General features: G+C 59.3%; 17 protein-coding genes. 8 read left to right on the forward strand and 9 right to left on the reverse strand.

Annotation, left to right across the window (positions count from 1 at the left end; all coding sequences use genetic code 11):
- Positions 1-92 precede the first annotated feature (92 nt).
- Positions 93-1,196, forward strand: coding sequence for a COX15/CtaA family protein (locus tag LQ231_RS09715; RefSeq protein WP_230171199.1), 1,104 nt, complete (start codon positions 93-95; stop codon positions 1,194-1,196).
- A gap of 39 nt (positions 1,197-1,235) precedes the next feature.
- Here the strand turns inward: LQ231_RS09715 and argC are convergent, their stop codons facing one another.
- The 4 genes from argC to rplM all read right to left on the reverse strand — a co-directional run bounded on the left by argC (position 1,236) and on the right by rplM (position 4,285).
- A complete protein-coding gene (gene argC / locus LQ231_RS09720; RefSeq protein WP_230171200.1) occupies positions 1,236-2,168 on the reverse strand; it encodes an N-acetyl-gamma-glutamyl-phosphate reductase in 933 nt (310 codons plus the stop codon).
- 71 nt (positions 2,169-2,239) lie between these two features.
- A complete protein-coding gene (gene speB, locus LQ231_RS09725) occupies positions 2,240-3,193 on the reverse strand; it encodes an agmatinase (protein WP_113140969.1) in 954 nt (317 codons plus the stop codon).
- Positions 3,194-3,353: 160 nt separating this feature from the next.
- Positions 3,354-3,818 carry a 30S ribosomal protein S9 gene (gene rpsI, locus LQ231_RS09730; RefSeq protein WP_113140970.1) on the reverse strand — a complete coding sequence of 155 codons (465 nt, stop codon included), beginning with the start codon at positions 3,816-3,818 and terminating at the stop codon, positions 3,354-3,356.
- A 2-nt stretch (positions 3,819-3,820) separates the two neighbouring features.
- On the reverse strand, positions 3,821-4,285 hold the full coding sequence (rplM, locus tag LQ231_RS09735; RefSeq protein WP_230171201.1) for a 50S ribosomal protein L13: 465 nt from the start codon (positions 4,283-4,285) through the stop codon (positions 3,821-3,823).
- 531 nt (positions 4,286-4,816) lie between these two features.
- On the opposite strand from rplM, the gene LQ231_RS09740 reads away from it, so the two are divergent.
- Together LQ231_RS09740 and LQ231_RS09745 are read left to right on the forward strand one after the other, a co-directional pair.
- Entirely contained in the window at positions 4,817-5,248 is a 432-nt protein-coding gene (locus tag LQ231_RS09740) for a VOC family protein (RefSeq protein ID WP_113140972.1), read from the forward strand.
- A 117-nt stretch (positions 5,249-5,365) separates the two neighbouring features.
- Positions 5,366-5,842: a CoA-binding protein gene (locus LQ231_RS09745; RefSeq protein ID WP_230171202.1), complete on the forward strand. Its 477-nt coding sequence runs from the start codon at positions 5,366-5,368 to the stop codon at positions 5,840-5,842.
- A gap of 21 nt (positions 5,843-5,863) precedes the next feature.
- On the opposite strand, the gene LQ231_RS09750 is transcribed toward LQ231_RS09745, so the two are convergent.
- Positions 5,864-6,199, reverse strand: coding sequence for a hypothetical protein (locus LQ231_RS09750; protein ID WP_113141084.1), 336 nt, complete (start codon positions 6,197-6,199; stop codon positions 5,864-5,866).
- 161 nt (positions 6,200-6,360) lie between these two features.
- Between LQ231_RS09750 and LQ231_RS09755 the strand changes: the two genes are divergently transcribed.
- Entirely contained in the window at positions 6,361-6,792 is a 432-nt protein-coding gene (locus LQ231_RS09755) for a CoA-binding protein (protein ID WP_230171203.1), read from the forward strand.
- Positions 6,793-6,797: 5 nt separating this feature from the next.
- On the opposite strand, the gene LQ231_RS09760 is transcribed toward LQ231_RS09755, so the two are convergent.
- Complete coding sequence (locus LQ231_RS09760) at positions 6,798-7,229, reverse strand: DUF6455 family protein (RefSeq protein ID WP_230171204.1); 432 nt, start codon at positions 7,227-7,229, stop codon at positions 6,798-6,800.
- Between the two features lie 166 nt (positions 7,230-7,395).
- Between LQ231_RS09760 and LQ231_RS09765 the strand changes: the two genes are divergently transcribed.
- The 3 genes from LQ231_RS09765 to LQ231_RS09775 all read left to right on the forward strand — a co-directional run bounded on the left by LQ231_RS09765 (position 7,396) and on the right by LQ231_RS09775 (position 9,438).
- Positions 7,396-8,682 carry an O-acetylhomoserine aminocarboxypropyltransferase gene (locus tag LQ231_RS09765; protein ID WP_230171205.1) on the forward strand — a complete coding sequence of 429 codons (1,287 nt, stop codon included), beginning with the start codon at positions 7,396-7,398 and terminating at the stop codon, positions 8,680-8,682.
- Between the two features lie 64 nt (positions 8,683-8,746).
- Positions 8,747-9,091: a cupin domain-containing protein gene (locus tag LQ231_RS09770; protein WP_230171206.1), complete on the forward strand. Its 345-nt coding sequence runs from the start codon at positions 8,747-8,749 to the stop codon at positions 9,089-9,091.
- 110 nt (positions 9,092-9,201) lie between these two features.
- Positions 9,202-9,438, forward strand: a complete 237-nt coding sequence (locus LQ231_RS09775) for a hypothetical protein (protein ID WP_230171207.1) — start codon at positions 9,202-9,204, stop codon at positions 9,436-9,438.
- Between the two features lie 9 nt (positions 9,439-9,447).
- Here LQ231_RS09775 and LQ231_RS09780 read toward each other — a convergent pair whose 3' ends face one another.
- Positions 9,448-9,906 carry a MarR family winged helix-turn-helix transcriptional regulator gene (locus tag LQ231_RS09780; RefSeq protein ID WP_230171208.1) on the reverse strand — a complete coding sequence of 153 codons (459 nt, stop codon included), beginning with the start codon at positions 9,904-9,906 and terminating at the stop codon, positions 9,448-9,450.
- A gap of 159 nt (positions 9,907-10,065) precedes the next feature.
- Here LQ231_RS09780 and LQ231_RS09785 point away from each other — a divergent pair, with 159 nt between their 5' ends.
- Positions 10,066-10,887, forward strand: a complete 822-nt coding sequence (locus tag LQ231_RS09785; protein WP_230171209.1) for an SDR family oxidoreductase — start codon at positions 10,066-10,068, stop codon at positions 10,885-10,887.
- A gap of 17 nt (positions 10,888-10,904) precedes the next feature.
- Here LQ231_RS09785 and LQ231_RS09790 read toward each other — a convergent pair whose 3' ends face one another.
- Positions 10,905-12,149 carry a cytochrome P450 gene (locus tag LQ231_RS09790; protein ID WP_230171210.1) on the reverse strand — a complete coding sequence of 415 codons (1,245 nt, stop codon included), beginning with the start codon at positions 12,147-12,149 and terminating at the stop codon, positions 10,905-10,907.
- A 53-nt stretch (positions 12,150-12,202) separates the two neighbouring features.
- Positions 12,203-13,447: a GGDEF domain-containing protein gene (locus LQ231_RS09795; protein WP_230171211.1), complete on the reverse strand. Its 1,245-nt coding sequence runs from the start codon at positions 13,445-13,447 to the stop codon at positions 12,203-12,205.
- Positions 13,448-13,606: the final 159 nt, after the last annotated feature.

The following is a 13,606-nucleotide window of genomic DNA, read 5'->3' on the forward strand; positions in this document are numbered from 1 at the left end:
CGCTTGCCGCAAACGGTCGGGGTTGTTTTGCACACCCAAGTGATGCAAATCAACTCTTCTGAAGAGCAAGTCTCGAAAAGGGGTTTTGACGAATGACAGTTGCGATGAGCGGAAACGAGATGGATGTCCGCCGGGAAATAAAGCGGGTTGATGCCAATCGCCGGACGATCCGGATCTGGCTCGGCGTCGTGATCGCAACGCTCTTCTGTCTTGTCCTGGTCGGCGGTGCCACGCGCCTGACCGATTCCGGCCTGTCGATCACGGAGTGGAAACCGATCCACGGCGCCATTCCGCCGCTTTCCGTTGCCGAATGGCAAGAGGAATTTCAGCTTTACCAACAGATCCCGGAATATCAGCAGATCAATCAGGGCATGACGCTGGACGAGTTCAAGACCATCTTCTGGTGGGAATGGGCGCACCGTCTTCTCGCACGCCTGATCGGCCTCGTGTTTGCCTTGCCGCTGATGTTTTTCTGGCTCACCGGGCGCATCGAGCGCCAATTGCGTCTGCCGTTGGTCGGCCTTCTGGCATTGGGCGGATTTCAGGGCTTCATCGGTTGGTGGATGGTCTCGTCCGGCCTCAGCGTGCGCGTCGATGTCAGCCAGTACCGGCTTGCCACGCATCTGATCATCGCCTGTCTGATCTTCTCCGGTTGCGTCTGGATCATGCGGAGCCTGACGCCGCACAGCAATGATGCTGCACCGACCGCCGGATCACGCCGTTTCGCCGGCATCCTGGTCGCACTGACCATCTTCCAGATCTATCTGGGTGCCCTGGTGGCTGGTCTCGATGCAGGATACTCCTACAACACCTGGCCGTTGATGGACGGAGCCTTGATCCCGACTGACCTTTTCATTCAGCAGCCGTGGTGGATCAACCTCTTCGAAAACCCGAAGACGGTGCAGTTCGTCCATCGTATCGGCGCCTATCTGCTGTTTGCCGCGGCTCTCCTCCACATGACACAGTCGCTAAAGGCCGATGCCGAAACCACCCATGCGCGCCGCAGTGTCGTCCTGTTTGCCCTCGTGAGCATCCAGGCCGTCATCGGTATCGTCACCCTGATCACGCAGGTCCCGCTCCATGCCGGTCTCACCCATCAGGGCGGTGCGCTGGTGGTGCTTGCCTTCGCCATAGCGCACTGGCGTGGCTTCTACGGCGAACTGCCCAAACCGCTGGCGCTGGAAGTCAGGGATTGAATCTCAGCCAAATCTAAAGTCTGAGCGCGATAGACGATCTCAGGCCGAGAGCATCAGGTCCATGTTCTGTACAGCAGCGCCCGACGCGCCCTTGCCGAGGTTGTCGAGCACGGCAACGAGGTTGACATGCGCGCCGCCCGGCGTGCCGAAGACGTAAAGCTTCATCGTATCCTGGCCGACCAGTTCTTCGGCGTCGACGCGGGCAAGCTTGGCGCTGTCTGCAAGCGGCACGACCGTGACGACGGTCTGGCCGGCATAATGTTCCACTAGTGCCGCATGGATGCTCTCCAGCGACATAGCGTCTGCGAGGTCTTCGACGAACAGCGGCACCTGGACGATCATGCCCTGGGCAAAGCGGCCGACCGAAGGCGCAAAGAGGGGAGCACGGTCGAGCTGGCCATGGATGGTCATCTCGGGCACATGCTTGTGCTTGAGCGGCAGGCCATAGAGAAAATTGTTGGCCGCCAGGTGCTCGGGATGGTTCACGTCCTCCATCTGCGCGATCATCTGTTTGCCGCCGCCGGTATAGCCGGACACGGCATTGACAGAGACCGGATAGCCGTCCGGCAGAATGCCGGCTGCGCGCAGCGGCCGGATCAGGCCGATGGCGCCGGTCGGGTAGCAGCCCGGATTGGCGACGTAGCGCGCCGACTTGATCCTGTCGCCCTGCGCCTTGTCCATTTCGGCAAAGCCGTAGGCCCAGTCCGGCGCAACCCGGTAGGCCGTCGACGTGTCGATGATCCGCACCTTGTTATTGCCCGACAGCATGGCGACAGCCTCCTTGGAAGCATCGTCCGGCAGGCACAGGATGGCGATATCAGCGCCGTTCAGCAGGTCTTCGCGCATGGCGGCGTTGCGGCGTTCGGCTTCCGGGATCGACAGCAGCGTCACATCGCGGCGGCCGGCCATGCGGGTGCGGATCTGCAGCCCGGTGGTTCCGTGTTCGCCATCGATGAAGATTTTCGCGCTCATGTCTTTGTCCACAAAATCAGAAGGTTACGATAACAGGCAGAATCACTTTATCCGCCGTTTGATTCAGTTTGTTAACGGCATGCAGCCAGTCGTTCGGCCTTAAGTCCCAGCATATACATCGCCACCGTTGCACCGGCAATGGCGGTGATATCGGCATGGTCGTAAGCTGGCGCCACCTCGACGATGTCGGAGCCGCGAATGTCGAGGCTGCCGAGCTTGCGCAAGACCGACAGCATTTTGGCCGAGGAGGGGCCCCCCGCAACCGGTGTTCCTGTTCCGGGCGCAAAGGCAGGATCGAGGCAATCGATGTCGAAGGTCAGATAGACCGGCCGATCGCCGACATGGGTAAGGATCTGGTCGGCGATCTGCTGGGCGGACAGGTCTTCGACCGTGTAGCCATGCAGGATCTTGATGCCGAAATCCTCCGGCGCTTCCGTGCGGATACCGATCTGGATCGAATGGGCCGGGTCTATAACGCCCTCGCGGACCGCCCGGCAAACGAACGAGCCGTGGTCGATCCGCTTGCCGTCGTCGTCCCAGGTGTCCTGGTGCGCATCGAAATGCACCAGCGCCAGCGGCCCATGCTTTGCGGCATGGGCCTTGAGCAGCGGCCAGGTGACGAAATGATCGCCGCCGAGGCCGAGCAGATAGGCGCCGGAGGCAAGAATCGTGGCCGCTTCCTGTTCGATCAGGCCGGGCGTCTCCTGGTGATTGCCGTAGTCGAGCAGAACATCGCCGTAATCGACCACCGCCATCTGCTCGAACAGGTCTCGGGCAAACGGATATTGCGGATCATTGTCGAAGATTGCCGAGGCGCGGCGGATTGCCTGCGGTCCGAAGCGGGCACCGGGACGATTGGACACCGCGGCGTCGAAAGGAATGCCGAGCACCACGGCATCGACGCCCTCCACTGCCTTGGAATAGGGACGGCGCATGAAGGAGAGAGCACCCGCATAGGTGGGATCGGTCGCGGCACCGCGCACGGCTTTGGCGGTAAAGGCATTGTCTATCGATTTGCTCGCCATGCGAAAGTCTCTCCAACTGCGGTGTTTGGGCACAAGCTAGAATGTGGCGCGTCGGGGTGCAACGGGAAGGACGGCGACAGTGCCGCTGTTGCAATCCCTCCGAACGAAAAAAGGCGGAGCCGAAGCCCCGCCTTGTTTTCCGTTTCCGGTTGTCCAGCGATTAACGCTTGGAGAACTGGAACGAACGACGGGCCTTCGCCTTGCCGTACTTCTTACGCTCGACGACGCGGCTGTCGCGGGTCAGGAAGCCACCCTTCTTCAGGACCGGACGCAGGCCCGGTTCGAAGTAGGTGAGGGCCTTCGAGAGACCGTGACGAACTGCACCGGCCTGGCCGGACAGGCCGCCGCCGGCGACGGTCGCGACGATGTCGAACTGGCCATCACGGGCAGCTGCGACGATCGGCTGCTGCAGAACCATCTGCAGAACCGGACGGGCGAAATAGGTGCGGAATTCGCGACCGTTGATCGTGATCTTGCCGGTGCCCGGTTTGACCCAGACGCGGGCGACGGCGTTCTTGCGCTTGCCGGTGGCGTAGGAGCGACCCAGCGAGTCGACCTTGCGGACGTGAGCCGGAGCTGCGTCCTGTGCCGGGGCAAGGTCCTTCAGGGAAGAAAGATCGGCCATTATCAGGCGCTCCTTGTGTTCTTGCTGTTCAGCGAGGCGACGTCGAGAGCGACGGGCTGCTGGGCTTCATGCGGATGGTTGGAGCCGGCGTAGACGCGCAGGTTCTTCATCTGGCGACGGCCGAGCGGGCCGCGCGGGATCATGCGCTCGACAGCCTTCTCGAGAAGGCGCTCCGGGAAGCGGCCTTCGATGATCTGGCGGGCAGTACGTTCCTTGATGCCACCCGGATAACCGGTGTGCCAGTAGTAGGTCTTGTCCGAATACTTCTTGCCGGTAAGAACAACCTTCTCGGCGTTGACCACGATGACGTTGTCGCCATCATCAACGTGAGGTGTATAGGTGGCCTTGTGCTTGCCGCGCAGGTGCGTGGCGATAATGGTGGCGAGGCGACCAACAACGAGCCCTTCGGCGTCGATGATGATCCACTTCTTCTCCACCTCTGCAGGCTTCTGAACGAAGGTAGACATTGAGGTCTCTTTCAGCTTGATCCCTGATCGTCCTTATGGCGAACGATCGGGCGTTTCTTGTTGCTTGGGTCGCATTCCGAAGAATGCAAAAAGAAAGCGGTCCCGAGGGGCCGCGATCTGTGGCGGTGTATAATCTGCAACGAAAACGCGGTCAAGCTGTTGCGCATGCTGGCTCCAGCGTCTGCGCGAACAAAATCAATGACTTAGTTGTGTGGTGTTATTTTACCCCATGCTGCGACGTGTTTTTTTGAGTGTTTCGGCGGACGAAAGGCCCAGAACGCGATGCTGTGACGAACATTTTCGCCGCGCTACCGTTGCATTTTGTCCATGGAGCGTTCGCCGCCAATCATTTTTTTTACATGCTGGAGACCGGAAAATGTTCATTGCAAATGCAAATGCACAAAATCTGACTGAATTATGAAAGATTGTACTACATACAAAGTCGCAACCTGTGATGACGCTAATATTTGCATGAACATAATGAAAACATAAACCGAACGTATCGGCAGGCGACATTTTGCGGAGATGTGCATGTCGCTTGAACGTCGAATTTCACTCATTACCCTCGGCGTTGCCGATGTGGCGCGCAGCACAGAATTCTATCAACGGCTCGGCTGGTCGAAATCGTCGGCATCCAACGAGGACGTCACATTTATACAGCTGAAGGGAACGGTGCTCGGCCTTTTTTCACGTCAGGCTTTGGCCGACGATGCGCGTGTCGAAAACACACCGGTCGGATTTTCCGGGGTGACGCTGGCCTACAACGTCGCCAGCGACATTGGCGTCGATGCTGTGGTGAAATTCGCCGTGTCTTGCGGGGCGACCGTGGTGAAGGCGCCTGAAAAGGTGTTTTGGGGCGGTTATTCTGCCTACATCGCCGACCCCGACGGCCATCTCTGGGAAATTGCCCACAATCCCTTCTTCCCATTCGATGAACATGGCCACGTGGTCTTGCCGGACTGATCGTCGGCATTTTATCGATCACAGCGAGGTCCGCTTAACGAAGCAGGACTATAACAGTCATGGGAGCACGGGAACGGTACATTGGCAGGCCCACGCATGGGTCGGGAGGAATGAGCCATGAACCACGACACCTATGAGAATGCCTATCTGTCCGATATTCTCGCCACATCGCGCAATGTCGCGGTTGTCGGCGCCTCGACCGGTGATCATCGCCCAAGCCACTGGATCTGCGGCTTCCTGCTCGGCAAGGGCTACCATGTCTTTCCGGTCAATCCCAATCACGCGGGAGAAATGCTCCTCGGGCAAAGGGTCTATGCGGCTTTGAGCGACATCCCGGATCCCATCGATCTGGTGGATGTGTTCCGCCGCTCAGAGCATCTGGACACGGTCGTCGATCAGGTGCTCGCGCTGACCGTGCAACCGAAAGCGATTTGGGGGCAACTGGGCGTGCGCCATGACGCGGCAGCTGCAAGAGCGGAAGCGGTGGGGATCAGAATGGTTATGAACCGTTCCCTGGTCAGTGAATATCCGCTGGTATACGAGATCACCCATCAACCTCACGGCGGAGGCAAGCTTCCGGCGCGTGCCGCGTGACGACGAGCGCCTTTGTGCCGCTTAGAAGCGGATCCTTGGCTTGCCGAATATGCCGTTGCCGTCCACCGGATCATAGGTCTGGCAATTGAGAACGGGGCAACGCGGATTGTCGCGCGTCGGGACATAGGACCGTTCGGCGTATTCGTGGGCGTCGCATTGCTCATTGCGTGTCACGTAGCGATCATAGAGCGTCATGCCCTTCACCCGTGTCGATGGATAGCGCAGGACCGCAGCGCCCTCGTTGATCACTTTTTGTCGCGCCGCGTCGCAGGTCAGCGATAGTGAATTGTAGCGGGAAATCGCCAACGCCGGCGAGGCTGAACTGATCGCCAGAAGCGCCACAGCGAAACGTTTCATGATCATGCCTAACTCCTTGTCATTGCGAGCGCGCCATGCGGTTTCAGCCACCCTTGCCCATATCGACATGAACCGTTTGCCTTGCCCTTGTGTTGCGCTCTACCCATGTAGTGCTCAAGGAAGCCGCGACCAGAGCGTCACAACCAGTTCAGGAGCATGCCATGGCCGATCATGACAACTACGAAGACGACTACATCGCTGCGATCCTCGACGAGACCCGCACAATCGCTCTGGTCGGAGCGTCTCCCAAGGCGGATAGACCGAGTTTCGGAGTCATGCAGTATCTCCTGTCGAAAGGATACACGGTGATCCCGGTCAATCCGGGCCAAGCCGGCAAGGAGATACTGGGGCAGAAGGTCTATGCGAGCCTTGCGGACATCCCGGATGAGATCGACATGATCGACGTCTTCCGGGCGCCGGAATATCTGGGTGAGGTCGTCTCCGATGCGCTGGCGCTATCGTCGCGGCCCAAGGTGATCTGGGGCCAGCTTTCCGTGCGCGATGACGCTGCCGTGGAACCCGCCGAGGCGGCGGGTATCAAGGTGGTCATGGATCGTTGCCCGGCGATCGAAATTCCGCGCCTCGGTCTTTGAATTCGTCAGGGTTCCGGCTGAAGGTCAGGGTCCGCCCGAAGCGCGTTCAATGTTTCGGCATTGCCGCAATAATCCAAGAAGGATTGCTCAGCGACGGCATCCGCCAGGTCGCGCCGACAGCGATCCTTGGCGCCACAGGCAGCACATGTCGTCTGCATCTGGCGAAACACCCTCCTCATGCGCAATTCGACTTCGGTCGGATCGATGTTGAGCGCCCGCATCATCTGCGGCATTTCGTCGGTCCCGTGCGGGCCGGCTTTGACCAAAGCGACGAGCTGGCGGGTTGATAGGCCGCAATCCTGGGCCAGTGCCTCAAGCTCACGCTCGCTCAAGGCCGCCAGGATATCGGCCTCGGCTGTTGCCTCCCAACCCCTGGCAAACCAGGATAAGACCTGGACGAGTGAGTGGCGGATCGGATCTGCAATAGCAAGGGTCATGGCTGTCTCCATCATCTGAAGTGATGGTCCCATCGGCCGCGTCGATCCGCCTTGACCTCGATCAAGGAGGAATTTTCTCCACCAAACGTTGAGATTGGAATTTTGCTGGCTGACAAGCCTCGGCGAGGCTCTATGATCCGCATCACCAATAAGGGAGGGTAAAACGATGTCCGACAACAATCCGGGATTTGCCACGCTCGCCGTTCACGCCGGTGCCCAGCCGGATCCGACCACCGGTGCGCGCATCACGCCGATCTATCAGACGACCGCTTTCGTCTTCAACGATTCGGACCATGCCGCTGCCCTTTTCGGCCTCAAGCAGTTCGGCAATATCTATACCCGTATCATGAACCCGACGCAGGCCGTGCTTGAAGAGCGTGTTGCGGCGCTCGAAGGCGGCACGGCCGCCCTTGCCGTGGCCTCCGGCCACGCAGCGCAGTTGCTGATCTTCCACAGCCTGATGCAGCCGGGCGAAAACTTTGTCGCGGCAAGGAAGCTTTACGGTGGCTCTATCAACCAGTTCGGCCACGCGTTCCAGAATTTCGACTGGCAGGTGCGCTGGGCCGATCCGGCCGATCCGGAGAGTTTCGCCGCTCTGATCGACGACAAGACCAAGGCAATCTTCATTGAAAGTCTTGCCAATCCGGGCGGTACGTTTGTCGATATCGCGGCAATTGCCGAGGTGGCCCATCGTCACGGCCTGCCATTGATCGTCGACAACACCATGGCGAGCCCCTATCTCGTACGTCCGCTGGAGCACGGTGCCGACATCATCGTGCATTCGGCCACCAAATTCCTCGGTGGCCATGGCAACTCGATGGGCGGTGTCATCGTTGATGGCGGCACGTTCGACTGGTCGGCGATTCCAGGCAAATATCCGATGCTGTCGACGCCTCGTCCGGAATATTCCGGTCTGGTCCTGCACCAGGCTTTTGGTAATTTCGCCTTCGCCATAGCCTGCCGCGTACTCGGTCTGCGTGACCTCGGCCCAGCAATTGCGCCGATGAACGCCTTCCTTCTGCTGACCGGCATCGAAACGCTGCCGCTCAGGATGCAACGCCACTGCGACAATGCGCTCAAGGTCGCGACTTGGCTGAAGAGCCATCCGAAGATCGCCTGGGTCAACTATTCGGGCCTTGCGGATGATCCGAACAATGCGCTGCAGAAGCGTTATGCACCGAAAGGCGCGGGCGCCGTTTTCACCTTCGGCATCAAGGGCGGCCTGGAGGCCGGCAAGGCGCTGGTGGGTGGTCTGCAGCTATTTTCGCACCTGGCCAATATCGGCGATACCCGATCGCTGATCATCCATCCGGCCTCGACGACCCATGCGCAGTTGACCGAAGAGCAGCAGGTCGCCGCCGGTGCCGGTCCGGATGTGGTGCGCCTTTCGATCGGCATCGAGGATGCGGACGATATTGTCGCCGACCTGCAGCAGTCCCTGGCGGCGATCTAAAGACCCAACAGGAGCGGCATCATCCGATGCCGCTCGCATTCTCCTCGGCAGTTCGGAGCCCAGCATGAACCATGTCCAGTCGTTCGACACGTCGGCAATCGAGCCGGAGGAGGGCGCGCCGGCAGCCGATCGGCTGCTGTCCGGCAATCCCCGCTTTACCACCTGGAACGTCGAGGAGGCCGCAGGCGGGATCTATTCCGGTATCTGGCAGTCGACCCCGGGCAAGTGGCGCATCGTCTATGACGAATGGGAGTATTTCCACATGCTCGAAGGCTATTCGATCGTCACTGAAGATGGAGGAGAGCCGATCCACCTGAAGGCCGGTGACCGCCTGATCCTCAGGCCGGGCTTCAAGGGAAGCTGGGAAGTCATTGAAACGACTCGCAAGGACTATGTCATTCGCCTGTGAGGCTGGCTGCGTTGCCGGGATCCGCGTCTATCTGTGGAAACAGCCATAGCGCGCTACCCAGGCAGCGACCGCAGGGATAGATGTCGCCGCTTCTCCGAAGAGGTGTTGCCATGAGAATTCTCCGACTCGTCTTTATCGTCGCTTTTGTCGGGTTCATGCTCGCCGGCTTCCAGTGGTATCGCTACATCACCAACACCGAAAGCCCCTACCAGGAGGTCGGCATCGAACTGAACAGCCGCATGCCGGAGCCGATCCGTAAATGGGGATGTGACCGTTTGCATGAAACCTTTGCCAACACTTTGCCGCCATACGGTTGCCATGCCGGCGATGGCACCAGCTGGATGTAACCCGTCACGTTATTTTTCGGGCTGAGTTTTGGGGGCAAGGTCCATCGATGAGATTGCGGCCAAGGTCTGGCGCAATCTGGCGGATTCCTCCGAGCCAAAGGTCTGATCGAAGCGGCCTTGCGCATCTCTCCACATGGCGAGCGCCGTCGCGTGTTTCGTTTGTCCCACGGCCGTCAGGCGCGCACGCTTGACCCGCCTGTCCTTGTCGTCGGCGACCAGTTCGACAAGTCCGTCCCGGATCAACGGTTTCAAAGTGTGGCCGAGCGCCGACAAATCCATGATCAGTGCGTCGGCTAGCGTTTTGAGCGATGGCTCGCCGCTGAGGGATATCTGCGACATCAGCGAGAATTGCGTGCTTTTGAGGCCTGATTGGCTGATGATTTCATCATAGAATTGGCCCAGACGTCGTGCCGTTCGCCTGATCGCGCTGTTTGTGCAGTGATTCCAGATGCCGTCGTCCTTGGTCATGATCGTCTTTCCGCCGCCTGCGGGCCAATATTGCCTGCTGACGATCTAGGTTGCTGTCTCGAAAAATGAAAGTTTTTTCGGCGATCCCTTGCATCGTTGAAACGTCTCCCACATATATAGTGGTATATACCAGTAATTTCCAACGGTAAGGACAAAGCCATGACATCGACCTCCGAAACAGCACGTTCAACTGCGCCCGGAACCGGCCTCGTAACCGGTGCCTCGTCGGGCATTGGTGCCACCTATGCCCGCAAGCTTGCTGCGCGTGGCTATGATTTGGTGCTCGTTGCCCGTGACAAGGACCGGCTGAACACCTTGGCAACTGAGCTCAAGGCCGCCTTCGGCGTTGCCGCCGATGTGCTGCCCGCCGACCTCACCATCGCAGGTGACGTGCGTAAGGTTGAAGAGCGGCTGCGTCAGGACACGACGATCACGCTTCTGGCGAACAATGCCGGTATCGGCCCGAATGGAAATTTGCTCGACGGTGACATCGACTATCTCGACCGGATGATCGCCATCAACGTCACTGCGGCCAACCGATTGGCTGTGGCCGCAGCGCAGGCCTTTAAGGCGCGGGGCAGGGGCTCCATCATCAACATTGCCTCGGTTGTCGCTTTGGCGCCGGAAATCTTCAACGGTACCTACGGAGCGTCCAAGGCCTTTGTGCTGGCGCTGACCCAGGCGCTCGCCCATGAACTGGCGGACAGCGGCGTGCGTATTCAGGCGGTCCTACCCGGCCTGACGCGTACCGAAATCTTCGACCGTGTCGGCAGCAGTTTCGACCATATTGATCCAGAGCGCGTCATGGATGTCGATGACATGGTTTCTGCAGCGCTGGCCGGCCTCGACCAGGGAGAACTGGTGACAATTCCGTCCTTGGCTGACGTATCGCTTCTCTCGACATTCAATGCCGGCCGCGCGGCTCTCGGCCCGCATCTCTCGCATCGTCTGCCCGCAGAGCGATATGGCACCCGTGCTTGAGGTCGGCTGTCTAGCGCCTACCAGGCCAGATCGAGACGCTCCAGACCGTGAAAATGATAGACATCCTTGACCACGGGCTTGGCTGCGATTTTGACGCCGGGTAGGCGCTTGAAGAGCAGCGGCAGCACGATGTTCAGCTCCAGTCGAGCCAGCGGCGCGCCGATGCAGAAATGGATGCCTGCGCCAAACGAAAGGTTGGCGCCGTCGTCGCGCGCAGGCTTGAAGCGCAGCGGATCGCTGAACTTGTGCGGGTCGAGATTGGCCGCGGCCAGAATCAGACTGACCTTGTCGCCTCGGTTGAGCGATACGCCGTCGATTTCGCATGGCTCGAGGCAGTAACGCTGGAAGATATGCACGGGCGCGCAGATGCGCAGCGTTTCCTCGACGGTCCGCTCGGTTGCCTTGGCATCCGCAAACAGGTCCTTGGGATCCAGCCCGCTTTCGAGAATGATCCTGACCGAATTGCCGATCTGATGCACGGTCGCCTCGTGGCCCGCGTTCAGCAGCACGATCGTGGTCGAGATCAACTCGTCCTCGGTCAGATACTGGCCCTTGTGCTCCGTATGGATCATGTGGCTGAGCAGATCGTCCTCGGGTGTCGCTCGCCGTTCGGCGATGACGCCGCGTATATAATCTGCAAATTCCTTTGATGAGCGGTCGGCAGCGTCTTCGTCGGCGCGGGTGCGTTTGAACATATACATGCCGACATAGTCATGCGACCATTTCAGCAGCTGTGGTCCCATCTCCTCGGGAATGCCCAGCATCCGCGCGATCATCGTCACCGGAATGATGTCGGCGAACGATGACAGCAACTCCGTTTCGCCGTCTTTTTCGAAGCGGTCGATCAGTTGATTGGCCAGTTCGGCAATTTCCGGTGTCATCTTCTCGACATGGCGCGAGACAAAGGCGCGGTTGACCAAGGTGCGAAGCCGGGTGTGTTCGGGAGGTTCCAGTTCTAGCAGGGAATGCAGCTCCGCCTTGTCGAAATGCGCGGTGTGTGGCGCAGGCTCCGGCATGCCGAGCTCTTCGCGCGTGGCCACATGCAGAATCTGCCGACCGAATCGCCGGTCGCGCAGCAGGGCATTCACGTGATCGTAGCCGGTGAAGAACCATGCTTTCTGTTCTGCCCAGTAAAAGGTTGGACATGCGGCGTGCAGTGCGGCGTAGGCGCGATTTGGGTCGCTGTAGAAGCAAGGATCCTGGGCATCAAGGGACACGGTGCGGGTCGCTGGATCTATCGAGAGAAATGAAAGCTCGGTCATGGAGGTTGTCTAGCGCAAAGAAGAGGAAGGGCAAAGGGTATGGTGGCGGCGAATTAGTGATCATCCGGCGCGGCAAAAGCAGCAAGGCGCTTGAGAATCGCGACGTGCCGGTCCGCTTGGTCGTCGAGTGCATCCGTGCGTCCGTGCGGTACGGTTACGACACGCTCGCCGTTCGTGACCGCTGTGCGGTTACGCCCCTTACCCTTGGCCTTGTAGAGCGCCTTGTCGGCATTTGTCATCAGCTTATCGAGATTGGCGTCGGCCATCGCCGATACCGCGATGCCGATGCTGACTGTGACCGCCGTTGAGACAGCTCCGGCCGGAATTCGTTTCTCCGCCAGTGCAAGACGAGTGGTCTCGGCGACAAGTGCCGCATCTCGGGCGCCGGTGACGGACAGCACGGCCGCGAACTCTTCACCGCCGGTCCTCCCGAAGGCGGAACCTTGCGGCAAGAGAGACGTGCACAGCCGCGTAAACTCGCACAACACCAGGTCGCCTGTCTGGTGGCCATATTGGTCGTTGATCTGCTTGAAATGATCGAGATCAAACAGCAGCAGTGCAATGGCCGGCTTTTCTGCCCGTGTCATCATCTCATCGAACGCCTCGTTCACACCCCGCCCATTGAGGGCTCCGGTAAGGGGATCGGTGCGGACCAGTTCCTGAAGTTTTGCTTCGGATTGATCCATCAGCATCTTGGCGAGGATGACGGTGGCTGTGACGAAGCCGACAATTGCGACCATGCCCACATAAGCCTTGATGGTCAGGTCCTGAAAACCGTTCGGCATGCGCGTGACGACGAGACCGGCAAACACGATGCCGCTGATCGCCTGCAGGATCCAGACCGCAGCCAGCTTCTGCCGGTAGAAAGCGGTGCTGAAGGCCGATTTGCTGACGGTGTAGGCCATGATGCCAAAGCCCACGCTGGAGGCGATGTCGTAAACCGCAAAGCGGTAGGCAAACTCTGCGCGAATGAAGGGTAGCAGGTTTGCCGCCGTCCACAGCAGCGGCGGAAGCAGAAACAGGCGCGGTGGCCGCCGTCTGTCAAAACTCGCCAAGCCCACCGCCCAGCAGCTGAAGGACAGGAGCGAGATGAAATTGGCAACTTGAATCGACATGAAATCGGGAATCTCGTTGCGGGTTGCAACAAGACCGAGGCCAAGCGCGTGAGCGGCAAATCCGAGGCCAAACCACAGGTAATGTCTTTGGTTGGGAGCATGCCGCCAGATCGCGATCAAGAGAATCGAAAACGTTCCGGTCTGGGTAACCCAGAGCAGAAACGCCGTCTTCACATCGAGCACGGCGAACAATCCTAAAATTAGTCCAAGCAGTTTCCATGCTAAAATGATCCAGATGCGTTAAGCAGTCGCTACGAAAAACCGCAGAATTGAGGGGCTGTGGCATTTTCGCAGAGACCAGGAATTACCGAAGATTCACCATGTTAGCCCTTTCTTGTGAAC

The organism is Rhizobium sp. CECT 9324, from assembly GCF_918741265.1.
Classification (GTDB): domain Bacteria; phylum Pseudomonadota; class Alphaproteobacteria; order Rhizobiales; family Rhizobiaceae; genus Allorhizobium.